18 protein-coding genes are annotated in these 18,878 nt (G+C 68.3%); 4 read left to right on the top strand and 14 right to left on the bottom strand.

Going from position 1 to position 18,878, the window contains the following annotated elements; translation table 11 throughout:
• Positions 1–18: 18 nt before the first annotated feature.
• From gspF to gspG, 11 genes are all read right to left on the bottom strand, one after another.
• Positions 19–1,233, bottom strand: coding sequence for a type II secretion system inner membrane protein GspF (gene gspF / locus N7L95_RS11280; protein ID WP_301259914.1), 1,215 nt, complete (start codon positions 1,231–1,233; stop codon positions 19–21).
• A gap of 40 nt (positions 1,234–1,273) precedes the next feature.
• Positions 1,274–2,695 carry a type II secretion system ATPase GspE gene (gene gspE / locus N7L95_RS11275; protein ID WP_301259913.1) on the bottom strand — a complete coding sequence of 474 codons (1,422 nt, stop codon included), beginning with the start codon at positions 2,693–2,695 and terminating at the stop codon, positions 1,274–1,276.
• A 15-nt stretch (positions 2,696–2,710) separates the two neighbouring features.
• Positions 2,711–4,981, bottom strand: a complete 2,271-nt coding sequence (gene gspD / locus N7L95_RS11270) for a type II secretion system secretin GspD (RefSeq protein ID WP_301259912.1) — start codon at positions 4,979–4,981, stop codon at positions 2,711–2,713.
• Between the two features lie 2 nt (positions 4,982–4,983).
• Positions 4,984–5,841 (bottom strand): type II secretion system protein N, encoded by an 858-nt coding sequence (gspN, locus tag N7L95_RS11265; protein ID WP_301259911.1) that lies wholly within the window; start codon positions 5,839–5,841, stop codon positions 4,984–4,986.
• Entirely contained in the window at positions 5,838–6,332 is a 495-nt protein-coding gene (locus tag N7L95_RS11260; protein ID WP_301259910.1) for a type II secretion system protein M, read from the bottom strand. Before N7L95_RS11260 ends, gspN begins: the two co-directional genes overlap by 4 nt.
• Positions 6,329–7,576, bottom strand: coding sequence for a type II secretion system protein GspL (gene gspL / locus N7L95_RS11255; RefSeq protein WP_301259909.1), 1,248 nt, complete (start codon positions 7,574–7,576; stop codon positions 6,329–6,331). Before gspL ends, N7L95_RS11260 begins: the two co-directional genes overlap by 4 nt.
• Before the next feature lie 97 nt (positions 7,577–7,673).
• Positions 7,674–8,648, bottom strand: a complete 975-nt coding sequence (gspK, locus tag N7L95_RS11250) for a type II secretion system minor pseudopilin GspK (protein ID WP_301259908.1) — start codon at positions 8,646–8,648, stop codon at positions 7,674–7,676.
• A 13-nt stretch (positions 8,649–8,661) separates the two neighbouring features.
• The gene (locus tag N7L95_RS11245; protein WP_301259907.1) at positions 8,662–9,330 is read right to left on the bottom strand and encodes a PulJ/GspJ family protein; all 669 of its coding nucleotides are present in this window, start codon (positions 9,328–9,330) and stop codon (positions 8,662–8,664) included.
• 1 nt (position 9,331) lies between these two features.
• Complete coding sequence (gene gspI, locus N7L95_RS11240; protein WP_301259906.1) at positions 9,332–9,718, bottom strand: type II secretion system minor pseudopilin GspI; 387 nt, start codon at positions 9,716–9,718, stop codon at positions 9,332–9,334.
• Positions 9,715–10,254, bottom strand: coding sequence for a prepilin-type N-terminal cleavage/methylation domain-containing protein (locus N7L95_RS11235; RefSeq protein WP_301259905.1), 540 nt, complete (start codon positions 10,252–10,254; stop codon positions 9,715–9,717). The genes gspI and N7L95_RS11235 overlap by 4 nt, the downstream gene beginning before the upstream one ends.
• Complete coding sequence (gspG, locus tag N7L95_RS11230) at positions 10,181–10,633, bottom strand: type II secretion system major pseudopilin GspG (protein ID WP_301259904.1); 453 nt, start codon at positions 10,631–10,633, stop codon at positions 10,181–10,183. Before gspG ends, N7L95_RS11235 begins: the two co-directional genes overlap by 74 nt.
• Before the next feature lie 106 nt (positions 10,634–10,739).
• Here gspG and N7L95_RS11225 point away from each other — a divergent pair, with 106 nt between their 5' ends.
• On the top strand, positions 10,740–11,264 hold the full coding sequence (locus N7L95_RS11225; RefSeq protein ID WP_301259903.1) for a general secretion pathway protein C: 525 nt from the start codon (positions 10,740–10,742) through the stop codon (positions 11,262–11,264).
• Between the two features lie 199 nt (positions 11,265–11,463).
• On the opposite strand, the gene N7L95_RS11220 is transcribed toward N7L95_RS11225, so the two are convergent.
• Both N7L95_RS11220 and ilvA read right to left on the bottom strand, forming a co-directional pair.
• On the bottom strand, positions 11,464–12,438 hold the full coding sequence (locus N7L95_RS11220) for a nicotinate-nucleotide--dimethylbenzimidazole phosphoribosyltransferase (RefSeq protein WP_363324870.1): 975 nt from the start codon (positions 12,436–12,438) through the stop codon (positions 11,464–11,466).
• A 211-nt stretch (positions 12,439–12,649) separates the two neighbouring features.
• Positions 12,650–14,251, bottom strand: a complete 1,602-nt coding sequence (ilvA, locus tag N7L95_RS11215) for a threonine ammonia-lyase, biosynthetic (protein WP_301259901.1) — start codon at positions 14,249–14,251, stop codon at positions 12,650–12,652.
• A gap of 326 nt (positions 14,252–14,577) precedes the next feature.
• Here ilvA and N7L95_RS11210 point away from each other — a divergent pair, with 326 nt between their 5' ends.
• Complete coding sequence (locus tag N7L95_RS11210; protein WP_301259900.1) at positions 14,578–15,000, top strand: OsmC family protein; 423 nt, start codon at positions 14,578–14,580, stop codon at positions 14,998–15,000.
• 51 nt (positions 15,001–15,051) lie between these two features.
• Here the strand turns inward: N7L95_RS11210 and coq7 are convergent, their stop codons facing one another.
• The gene (coq7, locus tag N7L95_RS11205) at positions 15,052–15,696 is read right to left on the bottom strand and encodes a 2-polyprenyl-3-methyl-6-methoxy-1,4-benzoquinone monooxygenase (protein ID WP_301259899.1); all 645 of its coding nucleotides are present in this window, start codon (positions 15,694–15,696) and stop codon (positions 15,052–15,054) included.
• Positions 15,697–15,968: 272 nt separating this feature from the next.
• Here coq7 and N7L95_RS11200 point away from each other — a divergent pair, with 272 nt between their 5' ends.
• Together N7L95_RS11200 and N7L95_RS11195 are read left to right on the top strand one after the other, a co-directional pair.
• The gene (locus tag N7L95_RS11200; protein ID WP_301259898.1) at positions 15,969–16,994 is read left to right on the top strand and encodes a porin; all 1,026 of its coding nucleotides are present in this window, start codon (positions 15,969–15,971) and stop codon (positions 16,992–16,994) included.
• A gap of 351 nt (positions 16,995–17,345) precedes the next feature.
• Positions 17,346–18,869, top strand: a complete 1,524-nt coding sequence (locus N7L95_RS11195; RefSeq protein ID WP_301259897.1) for an ABC transporter substrate-binding protein — start codon at positions 17,346–17,348, stop codon at positions 18,867–18,869.
• The last annotated feature ends 9 nt before the right edge of the window (positions 18,870–18,878 follow it).

Below are 18,878 nucleotides of genomic sequence, written 5' to 3'. Positions count from 1 at the left end.
GCGCGCGAACGGAGGGCGTCAGCGCACCCAGGAGTTGAGCTGGATGATGGGCATCAGCACCGCGAGCACGATCATCATCACGACCAGGCCCATCACGACGATGAGCAGCGGCTCCAGGATGGTGGCCAGCGCCATCGCCCGGCGCTGCACCTCCTGGCCCAGCTGGTCGGCGGCACGGCTCAGCATGTGCGGCAGCCGGCCGGTCTGCTCGCCCAGGCGGGCGAACATCGCGATCAGGCCGGGAAAGCGCTTCTTGCCGGCCAGCGCCGAAGCCAGCGGCGCGCCTTCCCGCACCTGCACCAGCGCGTCCAGCGCATCGGACCGCATCGCGCGGTTGTTGAGCGTCTCGGCGGCCGCTTGCAGGGCCTTCAGGATGGGCACGCCAGCGCCCGCCAGCATGGCCAGCGTGCCAGCGAAGCGCGCTGCGTTGTAGCCGCGGGCCAGGCGCCCCACCATGGGCAGGCGCAGCCAGGCGGCATCGAAGCGCTCGCGGAAAGCCTCGTTGCGCAACGAGAAGGCCAGCAGGCCACCGCCGGCGATCATCATCAGCGCCACCAGCCAGCCCCATTGGCGCACGAAGGCGCTGATGGCCAGCATGGCCACCGTGAGGAAGGGCAGCGTCTGCTTGCTGCTGGAGAACACGGAAGCCACCTGCGGCACCACATAGGTGACCAGGAAGATCACGATGACCACCGCCACCATCGAGACGATGATGGGGTACAGCGCCGCGCCGATCAGCTTGCTGCGCAGCGCCTGGCGTTCTTCCAGGTCGTCGGCCAGCTTCTCCAGCACCAGGCCCAGGCCGCCGCTCTGCTCGCCGGCAGCCACCACGGCGCGGTAGATCTCGTCGAATTCGCGTGGCGCGCTGCCCAGCGCCTTGGCGAAGCTGGAGCCGGCATTCACTTCGCTGCGCAGGTGGGCCAGCAGTTCGCGCTGGCGCTCGTCCTCGGCTTCGTCGCCGAGCGCGGTGAGCGCGCGCTCCAGCGGCAGCCCGGAGGTGACCAGGCCCGACAGCTGGCGGGTCCAGATGGCCAGGCCGGTGGCGTTGAAGGCCTTGCGACGCAGGTTGACGTTGCCGGGCTTGTCGGCCTCGGCCGCCACCGCGTTGACTTCCAGCGGCACCAGTTTCTGCGCACGCAGCTGGGCCCGCGCGGCCTTCGCGTTGTCGGCCTCGATCAGGCCGGTGCTGCTGTTGCCGGCGGCATCGAGCGCTTCAAAACGGTAGGCGGGCATGCGGGGTCGGTGGCCAGGAGGAGGTCAGGGGGCGAAGGGGCTAGTCGCGCGTGACACGCAGCACTTCTTCGAGCGAGGTCAGGCCTGCGCGCACCAGGCGCTCGCCGTCCTCCCGCATGGTGCGCATGCCGGCCTGCTCGGCCGCGACGAACAGCTGCGACTCGGCGGCCCGGCTGTGGATCAGCGCGCGCACCTTGTCGTCGGCCACCATCAGTTCATAGACGCCGGTACGGCCCTTGTAGCCGGTGTTGCCGCATTCGGGGCAGCCCACCGGGTGCCACCGCCCGTTGGCATCCTGGCGCTTGCAGACGATGCAGAGCTTGCGCACCAGTCGCTGCGCCAGCACTCCGAGCAGCGAGGACGACAGCAGGAAGGGCTCCACCCCCATGTCGGTCAGACGGGTCACGGCGCTGGGGGCGTCGTTGGTGTGCAGCGTGGCCAGCACCAAGTGGCCGGTCAGCGAGGCCTGGATGGCGATCTGCGCGGTTTCGAAGTCGCGGATCTCGCCGATCATGATGACGTCCGGATCCTGCCGCAGGATGGCGCGCAGCGCCTTTGCGAAGGTCAGGTCGATCTTGGCGTTCACCTGCGTCTGGCCGATGCCGGCCAGCTCGTACTCGACCGGGTCTTCCACCGTCAGGATGTTGGTGGTGGAGGTGTCGATGCGGCCCAGGCCGGCGTACAGGGTGGTGGTTTTGCCCGAGCCAGTCGGGCCGGTCACCAGCACGATGCCGTGCGGCTGGTTCACCAGCTTGTTGAAGCGCACCAGGGTGTCGCCGCCCATGCCCAGGCCTTCGAGCGTGAACTTGCTCTCGCCCTTGTCCAGCAGCCGCAGCACCGCCCGCTCGCCGTGCGAGGAGGGGAGGGTCGACACCCGCACGTCGATGGCCCGGCCGCCGATGCGCAGCGAGATGCGGCCGTCCTGCGGCAGGCGCTTCTCGGAGATATCCAGCTCGGCCATGATCTTCAGGCGCGAGATCAGCGCGGCATGCAGCGCCTTGTTTGGCTGCACCACCTCGCGCAGCGCGCCGTCGACCCGGAAGCGCACCGAGGAGCTGCGCTCGTAGGGCTCGATGTGGATGTCCGACGCACCGTCCTTGGCCGCCTGCGTCAGCAGCGCGTTGAGCATGCGGATGATGGGCGCGTCGTTGGCGGCCTCCAGCAGGTCTTCCACCGCCGGCAGGTCCTGCATCATGCGGGAGAGGTCCACCGCACTCTCGACCTCGCCGACCACCGCTGCAGCGCTCGACTCGCCACCGGCGTAGGCGGCGGCGATGCGCTGCGACAGCGTGGCCGCGGCCTCGCGCTCGAAGGCATGCACCTCGAAATGGCGCAGCACTTCGGACACTGCCTGTGGCGAGACACCTTCGTCGGCCCACAAAACCAGCCGTTCGCCGTCGTCTTCTAGCAAGACGGTGTGGGCCTTGGCGAAGGCATAGGGCAGGGGATGGCGGGCACCCATGGACGTCAGGCCTCCTCAGTTCGACGGCGGCGTGGCCGGAGCCACCGTGCCAGGCGCCGGGGACTGCGCGGCCGGCGCCTGCGGCGGCGTGGCGGCATCGACCGGGTTCCCGCCCTGCCGCGGCGGCAGCACCGGCGACTCGTTGATCGGCAACAGCAGGCGCTTCTCGGGCTGGCTGTCGTTCTGCTGCGCGCGGATGACGTCGTAGCGGTCCATCGAGATGCGGTTGACCGCCTCCTGGTCGCGCATCACCACGGGGCGCAGGAAGATCATCAGGTTGCTCTTCGCGCGGGTGCGGCTCTCGCTGCGGAACAGGCCGCCGACGAGCGGTGCGTCGCCCAGCAGCGGAACCTTCTGCTGGCCTTCGTCGTAGCGGTCTTCCATCAGGCCGCCCAGCGCGATGATGGCGCCGTCATCGACGATGACGTTGGACTCCACCGCCCGCTTGCGGGTGGTCGGGCCCAGGCTGCCGGTTTCGCCCTTGACGCTCGACACCTCCTGGTAGATCTGCATGCGGATCGTGCCGTTCTCGCCGATCTGCGGCTTGACCCGCAAGGTGATGCCGACGTCCTTGCGCTCGATGGTCTGGAAGGGGCTGCTCGTGCTGGTGCCGGTGTTGGTGTACTGGCCGGTCACGAACGGCACGTTCTCGCCGACGGTGATCTTCGCTTCCTCGTTGTCCAGCGTGACGAGGTTGGGCGTGGACAGGATGTTGGCGCCGGTGTTGTCCTCGAGGAAGCGCGCCAGCGCCGCCAGGCTGTAGACGCTGCCGAACTTCTTGATCAGGCCGAGGTTGAAGCCCGCGCCGATCGACGGCGGCGTCGTCGAACCGCCCTGGCCGGCCGCGGCGATGGACAGGTCGACGATGTTGTTGCCCTTGCCGACCCGGTAGTTGGTACCGCCGATCAGGCCGTACTTGTCGCCTTCCTTGCCGAGCAGGCCTTGCCACTGGAAGCCGACCTCCGCCGCCTTCGTCGCGTTGACCTCGACGATCATCGTCTCGACGTACACCTGCGCCCGGCGCGAGTCGAGCTGGTCGATGACCCCGCGCAGCTGTCGGTACAGCGGCTCGGGGGCGGTGATGATCAGCGAGTTGCTGGCCGGGTCGGCCTGGATGAAGCCCCCCGTGGACGGCTGCGCCGCCGACGTGATCGGCGAGGTGGCCTGCGGCGAGGCGCCGGTGCCCGTGCCGGTGCCGCCCAGCGCGTTGGCATAGGTGTTCTGCACATTGGGCTGCGAGGTGTTGGCGCCGCCCTGGCCGCCGTAGACGTTGGCGCCGCCCTGTCCGCCCTGGCCCTGCATGGCCTGCGCCTGGCTGGCGAAAGCCGCGCGCAGCACCTGCGCCAGGCGCACCGCGTCGGCGTTCTTCAGGTAGACCACATTGATGCCGCTGCCCGCCGCGCCATTGGCGCCCGGCCGGTCCAGGCGGGCCACCAGCGACTTGATCATGTTCATGCGCGCCGGGTTCTGCGCCTTCACCAGCAGCGAGTTCGTGCGCGGCTCCGCCATGATGGAGCCGCTGCCGGCGCCACCGCCCATGCCCTGCGGCATGGGCGCGCCGGGCGGCATGCCCGGGATGCTGCCTTGCTGGTCGGTCAGGCGCTGCACGATGACGGCCAGCTCCGACGCCACCGCGTGCTGCAGCGGGATGATCTCGACATCGGTGCTGCCCGGGATGTCCAGCGCCGCGATGACCTTGGCGAGGCGGCGCAGGTTGTCGGCGTAGTCGGTGATCACCAGCGAGTTGTTGCCGGCGTTCACGTTGATGGTGTTGTTGGGGCTGATCAGCGGCCGCAGCACCGTCACCAGGTTGTTGGCGTTCTCGTGGCTGATGCGGAAGATCTGCGTGATGACCTGGTCGCCGCGTTGCGGCGTCACCGCACCGGCCGAGACGCTGCCGGTCTGCAGCTTCGCGTCCGCCTCGGGCACGATCTTGTAGAGGCCGTCGACCTGCACCATGGCGAAACCCAGGCCGCGCAACGAGGCCAGGAAGCTCAGGTAGGCGTCCGCCCGGCTCATCGGCTGCTCGCTGTAGAGCGTCATCGTGCCCTTGACCCGTGGGTCGACGACGAACTGGCGCTTCAGGATCACGCCCATCGCCCGTGCCACGCCTTCGATGTCGGCATTGACGAAATTCAGCGTCACCTGGTTGGACACCGGCGCGTCGGCGCGCTCCACGGGGGCCTGCTGCGCCAAGGCAGCTGGCATGTTCAAGCCCAGCACCGCGGCGGCGACTGCGGTACACAGCGCTTTCGATGCGATCCGGCCCTGCGACTTCACCTTCATGCTTATCCGATCGAGATGACCGAGCGCTCGCCTTCGCGACGCCCGATGATGTTCAACAGGTTGTTCAGGGCGGCCTCATTGCCTTCGCTGGCACTGGCCTCACCCCGGAACCGAACGCCCTTGGGCGCGATCATGCCGTCGCCCTTCAACTGCAAGGCGCCTTCGGTGGTGCTCAGGTCGAGCATCACCTGTCCTGCGTCATTGCCGGACAGGTGCAGCCGGTAGCTGCCCAACTGTTCCAGCGTGGTCAGCGGCGAGGAAGCATCGAGCACTTCGATGTCCGCGCTGCCTTTCATCTCCCAGCGGCCGGCGGCCTGCTCCAGCACCAGGCCCTGGGGAGAACTGAGCCGCACCGCGCCACCAAGCCGCAAGGTGTTCCACGGCGTGCCCAGGCCGCTGAGCAGGGCGCTCGGCCATTGGCCGATCCAGCCCGGCTGCGGCAGCAGACGCACCTCGCTGCGGCCCAGGCCGGGTCGCACCTGCAAGGTGACGGTGCCATTCAGGCTGCGTTCCTGTTGCAGGCTGACCTGCAAGGCGCTGCCCGCCAGGCCCAGCTTCCATTGCAGGCGGCCGGGCAGGGTGGTGGCGTCGCGACTGTCCGCGCCACCGGTGAGGATCAGCATGGCGCTGCCGGACCAGATGGTGCCATCGGCCTCGGCCAGCAGCACCCGTTGCCCGCTGGCGCTCGACACCGCGTTGGCCAACCAGGCCGCCGGCGCGTAGGCGACCAGCGCCACCAGGCCGCCCAGCAGCCCGCCGGCCCAGGCCCAGCGGCGCGCCGCGGCAGCGCCTGCCCGCAGCGAGCGGGCCGGTGCGGCGCGCTGCGGCGCCGCCTTGGCGAGGCGTGTGCGCAGCTTCATGGAGTGCCCGGCAAGCTCAGCACCAGGGTGCCGGTGTAGCCTTCGGCGCCATGCGAGAGCTTGGCTTCGATGGGCCGTGCGCGCGCGGTCTGGCGCGCTTCGGACAGCCACTGCCACAGCAGGTCGCCGCGCAGGCCGTTGAGGGTCAGTGTCGCCCGGTCGCCCTGCAGGTTCAGCCTGGCCTTGCCTTCCAGCCGTTCGGTGGAGGCTTGCAGCGCACTGCCGGCCGTGCTGGCACTGACGCTCGGCAGGTCCTTCAGCTCCTGCGACTCCTTGGCCAGCTGGCGCATTTGCAGCAACTGCTGGTCGAGCTCGGCCAGCCGTGCCGGCGTCTCGCGCAAGGTGCGCAAGGCCGGCTGCACGCCCACCCACCACAGCAGCGCCAGGGCCACCAGCGCGCCGGCACCGATCACGAGGCGGCGCTCCCGGGTGTCCATCGCGGCCCAGCGGGTGCTGAGCTGCTTGCGCAGTTCCTCGATCTTTGCGTTCATGCAGCCCCTCCGGCGGTGGCTCGCCGCAGCGTCACATTGCTGCCGTCGCGCTTGACGCTCCAGCCCGCGGGCTCGAGCTGGGAACGCAGGGCCTCGATCTCATCGTCGCGCCAGCCTTCCACCGACAGGGTGAGCTGGCCGTTTTCGAAGCCCAGGCGCTGCAGCACCTTGTCCGCCGGCCAGGCGCTGGCGGCGGCTTGCAACATCGGTTCCAGGTCGGTGTCGCCGGGGCGGCCGGCCTTGGCACGCAGCTGCTCGGCTTCGCGCTGCATCTGCACCGGTGCGTCGAGCACCGCGTTGATGTGAGGGAAGGCCTGCTTGAGGATGGTCAGCTGCTCCTGGCGGCGCTGCTCGACCAGGCTGCGCTGATGCCAGGCCCAGGCGTTCAGGCCCAGCAGGTTCACCAGCAACAGCCCCACCAGCCCCCAGCGCATGGGGCGCCACTGGGCGCCGCCGAGCTGGCGCAGCGTGTCGCGCAGGGCGCGCACGCCACGGTGGCGCAGGGCGAAGTCGAACTGGCGCAGGTTCCAGGCAGAGTCGATCGCGCGCAGGGCGATGTCGGCCCGCGGCAACACCACCACCGGCTGGCCCAGCCAGTGCTCGGCAGCCTCGGCGGCGCCGGGCTCGGCGGTCCAGCGGATGTCGGCCGGCGGGGGCTGCGGCAGCCAGGTGCGTGCCAGCGTGCCGCCCGGGTGCAGCACCATCACGCCGTCGGGCCGGGCCCAGACGAGGCGCAGCGCGCGGCTGTCCTCGGCCGCTGCATCGTGCTCGAAATGGCCGCGCGGCGGGTCGCTCGGCTCGGCTTGTGGCACCACGCGGTCGACCACCACGCCGGCGGCTTCCAGCGTCTCCAGCTGCAGCCGCAGCCAGGCCCGTTGTGTCACGGCCACCCAGCCGTCCTGCCCCGGTTGGGCCTGCGGGCTGACGGCGAAGTGCACGTCCTCGCTGTCTTCCAGCAAGGCGTCTTCCAGCAAGCCGGCCAGTGCGGCACGCAGTTTGCCAGGCGGTGCCTTGGGCAGGGTGAGGCGGTGCCAGGCCAGTTCGGTGGCCGGCATCACCGCCACCACGGTGTCGGCCTTGGGCAACAGCGCGGCCGCACAGCGGCCGTGGCTGTGAACCTGGGAGCCATCCTTGCTGAGCACGTGGTCGAACTCGGCAGGCGCACGCAGCCCCGCGTCGGCGCCGGAGGCGGCACGCGGGCCCAGACGAGGGCGGGGCGCTAAAAGTAGGACTAGGACGCTCATGCAGCCTGTGTATAAGGATGGGCGATTGTATGAAGCGAAGTGTGATCAGTGCTCAGGAATCACCCGCTTTAGCACCGAAGGAAATGTTGACCATGCATCAAGGTGTAAGGGCTGCTCCCTGGGTGAAGCTGGCCCGATCGCGCTGGATCACGCTGGTCTGGTTGCCATTGCGCATCACGAGGGAGCGTTCTTCCACCACCTTGTCTTCGATCCGCATGCGGCCCCGCACTTCGAAGTAGCTGGACCTCACGTCGAAGCCGCTGACATCCTGGGGTGCCGTCGCACCGGCCTCCTTGAAGGCGTCCGGCACTGACTTGAAGGGGGCGCGCTGACGAATCTGGATCAGCCGGTCTCCCAACCCCGGATCGATTCCGCCGAGGACGGCGGCCAGCACCTCCCGAGGCGCGGTGTTCAGGTTGACCGGCGTGCGCTTGGGCAGCAGGACGACATAGGGTGCGAGCCGCTTCGCGGCCTTGGGGTCGATGCCGAGCCAGTGCAGCTGGTCGGCCGAAGGCGGCAGCAGCGGTGCCTCGGCGCTCTCCGTGACCGGTGCACTCGCGCTCGTGGCGGGCGCCGCCGCCCGGATCGCGGTGGCGAGCGTGCCTGCGACGCTCGAGTCGATGTTCAGCTGCTCGCACAAGCGACCGAGGGCGGCGATGTCGGCCGCGCCGTCCTTCTCACCCTCGGACACCAGGTTGCGCAAGTTGAAGCGGGACTGGGCATCGGTGATCTGGCCGGCCAGGAAGGCTTCGGGCCCGTCCTCGGCATTGGCGTTGTCCGCGGCCAGGAAGGTGGACAGGCGCGCTTCCGCGAGCGGCACCGCCCAGGGCTCGGACAGGTGGTCGGTCTTGTCGCCGCGCGCACGGCCATCCTCCGCAAGGATCAGCCGCGACCAGGACAGTGCACCGGTCAGGATCCACGACGACTGTGAGCGCGAGCGTTCCGCCACTTCGATCTGCACCGAACGCCATTGGCGCCAGTACATCGCGCTGGCCAGCGTGGCGACCAGCGTCACGATGATCATCGCGGTCAGCAAGGCGGCGCCACGCCGTGGGCGCTGGGGAGCGTTCATGGACGGGGCCTCCCTACTCGGTGCGGACACGCAGCACCGTGTCGCGGGTATAGCTGCCATTGAGGCCGGAGCCGGGCGCCGCCGTCAGCACCAGGCGCACGCCCTGCGGGGGGAGTTGTTCCACCACTGGGTTGCCGGCCGTGCCGCCGGTGCCGGCCCCCTTGCCACTGCCCTCGCCCGGCGGCTTGCTGTCGATGTCGCCGGTGGACTGCGGGTTGGTCCAGGCGTTGTCGCGCCAGAAATAGACCTGCCATTGCAACACGCCGGGCAGGGCGCGCACCGTGCCGGCCTCGTTGCCCAGCAGTTGCTGGGCGCGCATCCACTGCTCCTGCAGGTCGGCCTTGCGCACCACCGGCTGGGCTGCCCAGCGGTTCCAGCTGCCGTCGCGCAGCGTCCACACCACCATCTGCACGCCGTCTTCGGTGCGGCGCGTCAGGCGCAGCGAGGCGCCGTCGAACTGGATGGCCGGCACCTGTTCGGTGTCGTAGAGCGTGGCCAGGTCCGTCTCCCACTGTGCCAGCACGGTGTTCAGCCGCAGCACCCCGTCCAGCCGCGCCTCGCTGATGGTCTTGGTGCGCACCAGGCTGTCGACCCCGCGCCACGCCATGCCGGCCAGTACCGCCAGGATGGTGATGGTGACCAGCACCTCGATCAGCGTGAAGCCGCGCTTCGGGCGTGCCATGTCAGTTGCGGCCCAGGATGGTGGAGAGCGTCAGCAGCGGCTCGCCGGTTTCGGTACCAATGCGGGCGTCGACCCGCCGGAAGTTGGGGTTCGGCGTCGGCCGCACCACCAGGGAGCCGACATAGCTGCGGCCCCCCTGCTCACAGGCGAAGCTCGCGTCACCCACCGAAGGGAACTGCTTGGCCAGCACCAGGCCGCTGAGCTGGTTCTCGGCGCACCACTGGGCGGCCATCATGTCGCTCAGCCGTTCGGCATTGCGGGTCAGCGCGCCACCGGCCTTGGCGCCGGCACCCAGCGCGATGGCGACGATGGCCAGCGCCACCAGCACCTCGATCAGCGTGAAGCCAGCGGCCGGCGAGCGGCGCGGCCCGATCGGCCGGTGCTTCATTGCGGCACCTCGTCGGCCACGATGGCGAAGGGCTGCAGGCCGTCGGTGGCCAGCGTGACGCGGCGATCGCCCAGCATCAGCGTGATGCGCTGGGCCGCGATGATGGGATCAGGCCCGAGCGTCAGGAAGGGGGAACCGATCACCTCGGCCCGGGTTTCGGGGTTGAGCCAGCGTGTGGGCAGTTGCCCATTGTCAGGCAGGCCGACGAAGCGGAAATCGTCGCCAGTGGTGTTGCCTTCGAGTCGCGCCGTCTGCCAACGCACGGACAGGCCCTGGGCGCGCGCCTGGGCGCGGCCCGACTCCAGCAGCGCCGACAGGCGCTCGGCCTCGCGTTCCAGCTGCGTGGCAGACGGGTCGCGAATGGCCAGCGACACGGTGCTCACCACCATGGCAAACAGCGCCAGCACCACCAGCAGCTCCAGCAGCGTGAAGCCGCGGGAGCCGGCCGGACGGAGTCGGCCCTTACTGCCAGGAACCGACGTCGGCGTTATTGCCTTCACCACCGGTTTGCCCGTCAGCGCCATAGCTGAACACATCGATCTCTCCCTTGACGCCCGGGCTCACGTACTGGTACGGGCGGCCCCAGGGGTCGTTGGGCAGCTTGTCGAGGTACGGCTTCCAGTTGGGTGGGATGGGGCTGGCGGTGGGGCGGGCGATGAGGGCCTGCAGGCCTTGCTCGCCGGTGGGGTAGCGCTGGTTGTCGAGCTTGTAGAGCTTGAGCGCCTGCATCAGGTTGTTGACGTCGGTGCGGGCGGCAGTGACCCGGGCATCGTCGGCACGGTCGAGCACGTTCGGCACGATGAGGGCGGCCAGGATGCCGATGATGACGAGCACCACCATCAGCTCGATCAGCGTGAAGCCGCGTTGCAGCGGCCGGGGAAGCGAGGAGGGACGTCGCGGTGTCAGGCGGATCATGGTCACTCGGATAGAGGAAAGTCGTGTGAGGGTCGCTGATGCATTTGGAGCGAAGTGTGTGGCAACGCTTGTCTGGAATCAGCGGGGCTTGAATCATAATCGCCCCATGGTCTCCCGACTGATTGCATTTGTAGTATGGGCGCTGGTGGCTGGCAGCGCGGTGTTCTGGGCCTTGCGCTTGAGCGCCAAGCCGCTGGACGTGCCGCCGCATGCAGCGCCGGTGATGGCGCAGATGGGCCATGGCGCTGCCGTCGAGCGCATGCTCGGTGGCGGGCCCAAGGATGCACCGGAGGCCGCGGCACCGCCGCCGGAGAGCACCCGCTTCCGCTTGATCGGCGTGATGGCCCCCCCCGGTGGCGCCAATGGTGCCGGGGTGGCCCTGCTGTCCATCGACAACAAGCCGCCCAAGGCCTTCGCCCTGGGCGGCCGGGTCGAGGGAGACCTCATGGTGCAGGCTCTTGGCCTGCGCAGCGCGACCATCGGTCGCGGCGACAGTGGCAGCTCCTTCACGCTGGAGTTGCCGCCGCCGGCCCAGGCGCAGACCGGCTCGCTGCCCCAGATCCCGCCGGATCAAGGGGCGGCTCCGGCCGACATGGCGCAGCAACCGCCGCCCGAGGAAGTGCCTCAGTAAGCAAGCTCGCTGGAGTGGCCGGCTGCACCACAGGGCAGCGGCTGCAGGAGGCGCCGTGCGTCCATGGTCGAACCCCGCCTGCGCTGCTGCGTCGATGCGGGGCTGCCGCGGCACTGTGGACGAGCCGGTCGGCGCCAGGCCCGAGCTGGCCGCCGCGACCACCTGACGGAACTTGCCGGGCAGCGGCCCGGCCGGCGACTTACAGCGCAGCCGGCTGCGACGGGCCGGGATCTTCGCCTTCCGCCACGTCGGTGAGCAGTGCAGCGGCGCTGTGCACCAGGGGCCAGGCCAGCGCGGCGCCTGTGCCGTCGATGCTTTCCAGTCCCAGCTCCAGCAGTGGCCCGGCGCGCAGGTACTGCAGCGCAACGCTCAAGCTCTGGCGGCTGTGGCTGCGGGCGAAGACGCAATAGTCGGCCACCGGGGCGGTGATGCGCGTGGCCACCAGCAGGGCGGCGCAGGCCGGCAGGCCGTCGACGATGATCAGGTGGCGCTTGCCGGCTGCCACCAGCATGGCGCCGACCATCATCGCGATCTCGAAGCCGCCGAGGGCCGCCAGGATCTCTACCGGATCGCTGATTCCCTTGTGGCGGCCTTGCGCGCCTTCAAGCAAGACCATCAGGCGGGCCAGCAGATCGGGGTTCATCTGCGGGCCGCTCATCACCAGGCTGCGGATGGGCAGTTGCGCCAGCCGCGAGATCACCAGTGCGGCGCTCTCCTCGCTGCCTTCGCCCACGCCGGCACAGGCCAGCACATTGCCCGGCAGCCGGTCCGCGATCTCCATGCCGGCGCGGATGGCGGCTTGCGCCTGGTCCACCGTCATGGCCGGGCCGACGCGCGGGTTGCGGGTGCCGTGCGCGATCTTGCGGGGCAGCACCGCCGGATGGCGGGGGGTTGCGTCTGCCAGCCCGCAGTCGACCACGCTGAAGCTCAGGCCCTGGGCGCGGGCGAACACCGGCAGCGGCAGGCGGGCGGCGGCGAGGTCGTTCACCAGTGCCCGCGTGGACGCGCCGGTCGGTGTGGTGATGCCGTCCACGGCCAACCCGTGGTCAGCCGCGAACACCAGCAGCTGCGGGTCGCGCAGCCGTGGCTTGAGCGTGTTGCGGATCAGGCCGAGCCGCACGGCCAGCGGCTCCAGCTCGCCGAGGCTGCCGGCGACCGATTGGCGGCGACCCAATTTTTGTTTGAGTGCTTGTTCGAGACGGGCGTGTGCCGTCGGCTCGATCAGCGAGCGATTCTGCGACATGGGTCGAGCCCCGATAGACCTGCAATAACGACGTCGCGTCGCCTCCCTCCACGGAGCGGCGCGGTCGTGGCCCGCGATTGTTTCAGCGGGCGCGGGGGGCGGCAAGGGCGCGGCAGGCCGGCTGGCGACCCGCGGCGACCGTTCAGCGCAGGAACAGCCGGTAGGCCGGGTTGTCGGTCTCTTCGGCGTAAGGGTAGGCCAGGGTATCGAGGAATTCCTGGAAGGCCTTCTTGTCGCTCTTGGGCACCTGGATGCCAACCAGGATGCGACCGTAGTCGGCGCCCTGGTTGCGGTAGTGGAACAGGCTGATGTTCCAGCCCGGGTGCATGCTGGAGAGAAACTTCATCAAGGCGCCCGGCCGCTCGGGGAAGATGAAGCGGTAGAGCAACTCGTCCTTGGCCAGCTCGCTGCGCCCGCCCACCATGTGGCGCAGGTGCTGCTTGGCCAGCTCGTCATGCGTCAGGTCCAGGTTGGCGAAGCCGTGCTTCTTGAACAAGGCCGCGATCTTGGCCGACTCGCCACGGTTGGCGGTGGCCAGGCCGACGAAGACGTGTGCCACCTTGGCATCCGAGATGCGGTAGTTGAACTCGGTGACGCTGCGCTGCTGCAGCAGCTCGCAGAAGCGCCGGAAGCTGCCACGCTCCTCGGGGATGGTGACGGCGAACACCGCCTCGCGCTCCTCGCCCACCTCCGCACGCTCGGCAACAAAGCGCAGCCGGTCGAAGTTCATGTTCGCGCCGCAGGTGATGGCGACGAAGGTGCGGTCCTTGCAGCGGTGCTGTTCGGCGTACTGCTTGATGGCCGCCACCGCCAGCGCGCCCGCCGGCTCGACGATGCTGCGGGTGTCTTCGAACACGTCCTTGATGGCGGCGCAGACCGCATCGGTGTCCACCACCACGAAGTCGTCGACCAGTTGGCGCGAGATGCGGAAGGTCTCCTCGCCGACCAGCTTCACGGCGGTGCCGTCGGAGAACAGGCCGACGTCGCTGAGCTGCACGCGCTTCTTGCCGCGCACCGAGCGCAGCATGGCGTCGGAGTCGTTCATCTGGACGCCGATCACCTTGATCTCGGGCCGCACCGCCTTCACATAGTTGGCCACCCCCGAGATCAGCCCGCCGCCCCCGATGGCGACGAAGATCGCGTCGATCGGTCCCTGGTGCTGGCGCAGGATCTCCATCGCGATGGTGCCCTGGCCGGCAATCACGTCCGGGTCGTCGAAGGGATGGACGAAGGTGAGCCCGCGCTTCTTCTCGAGCTCCAGCGCATGCAGGTAGGCGTCGGAATAGCTGTCGCCATGCAGGACCACCTCGCCGCCGAGCGCGCGAACGCCTTCGATCTTGAGTTGCGGCGTGGTCACCGGCATCACGATGACCGCCTTGCAGCCAAGCCGGCTGGCCCCCAGCGAGACGCCTGCCGCATGGTTGCCGGCCGAAGCGCAGATGACGCCGCGCTTCAGTTGGGCCGGCGTCAGGTTCGCCATCTTGTTGTACGCGCCACGCAGCTTGAAGCTGAACACCGGCTGGTTGTCCTCGCGCTTGAGCAGCACGCGGTTGCCGACCCGCTTCGAGAGGTTGCGGGCCAGTTCCAGCTCCGTCTCGGTCGCCACGTCATAGACCTTGGCGTTCAGGATCTTCTGCAGGTAGTCGGCCGGCTTCAGCGAGCGGGAGGTCGAGCGAGGCGAGGCGGAGCTGTCTCGCTTTTGAGATTTCGGGGTGGCGGTGGGGCGGTTGGCAGCGCGGGCCATCAAGCTTTCTCCAGGAGGCGCGGCATCATACGCCAGCCCGACTGGCCGGCCCGCTGTGGCGCAGCCACCAAGAAAAAGGCCCAAGGCGTTACCGCCTTGGGCCGAATCCACCAAAAGAGGAGGGTGGAGGAGACAAACTGAACTAAATCCTGGCGATGTTCGACAATGGTCTTACATCAGATGAACAGTAGTTTAACGCGACCCGATGGTGCAGCGCAATAAATAAATCACGCTTGCCGATGATTTGCGAGGCGTCATGGACGGCCTGGGCCGCGCCGCGCCGCACAAAATCGAGACTTTCTTCACATCTCTAGAAAATCATACTCATGGAATGCACAGTGAACTGGCTGCCGGCTTCCGGCATGGCTTTCTCGGCCGAAACCGGCAGTGGACACCTGCTGACGATGGACGGCGCACCCGACGGCGGCGGCCGTGACCTGGCTCCGCGGCCGATGGAAACCGTGCTGGCCGGCACCGGCGGCTGCACCGCCTATGACGTGGTGTTGATCCTCAAGCGCGGCCGCCACGACGTGCGCGGCTGCCAGGTGCAGCTGAAGGCCGAGCGGGCGGAAGTGGAGCCCAAGGTCTTCACCCGGATCCACATGCACTTCGTCGTGACCGGCAAGGACCTGCCGCCCGCCGCAGTGGAGCGCGCGGTGCAGATGTCTCACGACAAGTACTGCTCCGCCAGCATCATGCTGGCCAAGACCGCCGAGATCACGACCAGCTTCGACATCGTCGAGGCCTGAGCAGGCTTGCCGGCCGCGACCGCTGCACCGGGTGCGGGGCGTCCTCGACGCTCAGAGATAGTGCGCGGTGGTCGTCATGACCTTGGCGGCGGCCCGCATCATCAGGCGCACCGGCAGGGGCAGGGTCGCCGCGCCGGCCGCTTCGGCCTGGCTGGCGTGGCGCGCCTCGTCTTCCTTCATCTGTAGCACGATGGCGCGTGAGGCGCCGTCGTCCTGCGGCAGCCGCTCCAGGTGGCTGTCGAGGTGGCGTTCCACCTGCCGTTCGGTCTCGACCACAAAACCCAGGCTCACCCGGTCGCCTGCCAGCTTGCCGGCGACGATGCCGATGCCCAGGGCCCCGGCGTACCACAGCGGGTTGAGCAGGCTGGTGCGGTCGCCCAGTTCATCCAGGCGCTGGCGCGTCCATGCGAGATGGTCGGTTTCTTCGCGGGCTGCGGCTTCGAAGTGCGACTTCAGCTGGGCGTCCCGAGTCACCAGGGCCTGCCCGGTGTAGAGCGCCTGCGCACACACCTCGCCGACATGGTTCACCCGCATCAGCGCACCGGCCAGGCGGCGTTCGCTGTCGGTCAACGGAGGGGCGTCGCCGCTGGCCGCGGGGGGCGCGGGACGCGGGCGTGAAGCATGGTGGCTGCCGAAGACCGCGCGTAGGGCGTTGTCAGCCGTGCCGATGATCACGTCGATGGCGTTGGGGCTCATGGCTCGTTCCAAAAATCTCGATGTCCAGCAATCAGGATAACTCGCTAGTCCTGTCCTTTCGATGCGGCCGCCAAGGGGCTGCCTGCCTTGCAGCCCTGCGGATGCTCGTTGTGCTTCAGCAACAACGATGACCGCATGCAGGTTCATCCGCTGGTGACCAGGAAGCGGCTCTGGTGGAATACCTCCAGCTTCCGCCAAGGAGGTCGGCCTGAAGCGCCCCCTAAAACACAACGCGCTCAGGACCTCTTGTTCAAACCTAGGAGATTGCTCCAATGAAAAAGTCACTTCTCGCTCTGGCTTTGCTGGGTGCGTTTGCAGGCGTTGCGTCGGCCCAGTCGGCGGTCACGATCTACGGCAAGGTGGACCTGAGCCTGGCCAAGGGCAATGACGGCACCTCCTCGCTCACCGGCGCACCCACTGGCGACAAGCTGCAACTCATGCAGCAAGCCGGTTCGCGGGTCGGCTTCCGGGGCACCGAGGACCTGGGTGGCGGCCTGAAGGCCAACTTCCAGATCGAGCATCGCTTCACGCCGGACGATGGTGTCGCCAACGCCGTCCACTGGAACGGCATGTCCTGGGTGGGCCTGTCGGGCAGCTTCGGCGAGATCCGCCTGGGCCGCGACTATGCGCCGTTCTTCTGGCCCGCCATCGCGGCCGATCCCTGGGGCTTCGACACGGTGGCGCAGGTCGGCATCGCACACTCGGCCGCCGGGATCGTCGTCTACCGCTATGGCAACCTGCTGAGCTATCGCACCCCGGACATGGGTGGCCTGACGGCGCAGGTGGGCATCGGGCTGGCCGAGAAGGACGACACCGAGCACAACATGGGCTTCAACGTCCAGTACAAGGGCGGCCCGCTCTACGCCGGCTTCGGTTATCACCGTGGGCCGGCCAGCGGCTCCGCTCATCACCTGCTGTCTGCCGCGGCCCTGGGCGCCCTGAGCGCCGACGATCCCGCCACCGCCTGGACCCTGACCGGCTCCTATGACCTCACGGTGGTCAAGCTGATCGGCTCCTTCAGCATGTCCGAAGTCGAAGCGACGGGTGCCGACCTGAAGGCCCGGGGCGTGACGCTGGCCGCCACCGCGCCGCTGGGCGGCGGCGACCTGCGTGCCTCGGCCAACCGCCTCGAGGGCACCAACGGCGCCATCGACGACACCAAGCTCACCAAGTTCAGCCTGGGCTACCACTACCCGCTGAGCAAGCGCACCAAGCTCTATGCCGACGTCGGCACGGCCAAGCAGACCGACCGGGATCGCCGTACCGCGGTGGACCTGGGCATCCAGCACAACTTCTGAGGCGGCCTCGCCCGCCTGCCGGCGGCTTTGTCCGCCGCAGCCAAGCCGCCCGCGCCGGGCGGCTTTTTCTTTGGTGGCCGTCCTGCACCGGATTGCTGACTTTGGGCTGACCGTTGCTGCCAAAACAGCAGCGGCCGCCGCGTGCTGCTGTGCTGTATCAAAACCCGGTTACACCTGGATGTGCGCCCTCGTCTGTATACGCAACAGTTGCGGGCATACCCCTTTGACGACTGGCAAGCGTTTTGCTGAAGATTCGGCTTTTCATCTCAGGAAGTCACTCTAATGGTGCATCGCAAACCGATCGCTGCCGCCGTAGCCGCGACATGCGCCGCCGTCCTCTCGCTGGGGGCGATGTCCGCCGTGCAGGCCAAGACCTTCAAGTGGGCCAGCGCCAGCGACATCCCGTCTTGGGATATCCATTCGCAGAACAACGCCCTGGGCAGCGGCGTCCATGCGGCCGTCTACGAGACGCTGTTCTATTACAACGCCAAGTTCGAGGTGGAACCCATCCTCGCCACCGGCAGCCAGCAGGTCAGCCCGACACAGCTGCGGGTCACGCTGCGCAAGGGCGTCAAGTTCCATGACGGTGCGGACTTCAATGCGGACGATGCGGTCTACTCGCTGAACCGGGCGATGGAGAAGACCTCCAACTACGGCGTCTTCACCCAGGGCATCGACAAGGTCGTCAAGGTGGACGACTACACCATCGACATCATCACCAAGGGCCCCAACCCGGTGCTGCTGCGTCAGCTGACCGAGCTGCGCATGATGGACAAGGAGTGGTCCGAGAAGAACAAGTCCACCGTGCCGATGGACCTCAAGAGCAAGGAAGAGAACTACGCGCACCGGCATGCCAACGGCACTGGCCCCTTCATGCTCAAGAGCTGGGACCAGGATGTGCGGATGGTGCTGACCAAGAACCCGAACTGGTGGGGCAAGGCCAGCGGCAACGTGACCGAGATCGTCTACACGCCGATCAAGTCAGAGGCCACCCGTATCGCCGCGCTGCTGTCCGGCGAAGTCGACTTCGTGCTCGATCCCTCGCCGGCCGACCTGGCCCGCCTGCGCAGCAACCCCGCGCTGAAGGTGGTCGACGGCGTCGAGAACCGCACCATCTTCTTCGGCATGGACCAGTTCCGCGAGGAGCTGCCGGGCTCCAACATCAAGGGCAAGAACCCGCTCAAGGATGTGCGGGTGCGCCGCGCGCTGTACCAGGCCATCGATGCGACCGCGATCCAGAAGAACACCATGCGCGGGTTGAGCCAGCCCACCGGCACGCTGATTCCGCCGCAAGCCAACGGCTGGACGAAGAAGGCCGACGTGCGCCTGCCCTACGACGTGGCCGGGGCCAAGAAGCTGCTGGCTGACGCCGGCTATCCGAACGGCTTCGAGGTCGATTTCGCCTGCCCGAACAACCGCTATATCAACGACGAGGAAATCTGCCAGGCGGTGACCGCCATGTGGGCCCGCATCGGCGTCAAGGCCAAGCTGCGCACCCTGCCGCTGGTGACCTACTTCCCGATGATCCAGCGTTACGAGGCCAGCATCTACATGCTGGGCTGGGGTGTGCCCACCTTCGACGCGCTGTATTCGTTGCAATCGCTGGTGCGCACGGTGGGTGCACAGGGAGACGGCAACTACAACGTCGGTCGCTACAGCAACCCGAAGCTGGACGCCCTGATCGAGCGCATCAAGAAGGAGATCGACCAGACCAACCGCAACCAGCTCATCGAGCAGGCCTTGTTGCTGTCGGGCGAGGAAGTCACGCACATTCCGTTGCACAACCAAGTGATTCCCTGGGCGATGAAGAAGAACATCGAGGTGGTCCACCGCGCCGACAATCGCGTCGACATGCGCACCGTCAAGGTCAACTGACCCGGCGGC

Origin of the sequence: Eleftheria terrae, assembly GCF_030419005.1 — a bacterium.
Lineage (GTDB): Bacteria > Pseudomonadota > Gammaproteobacteria > Burkholderiales > Burkholderiaceae_C > Caldimonas > Caldimonas terrae.
Note: the sequence above shows the minus strand (reverse complement) of the source record. Positions and strands in the feature narration are given on the sequence as shown.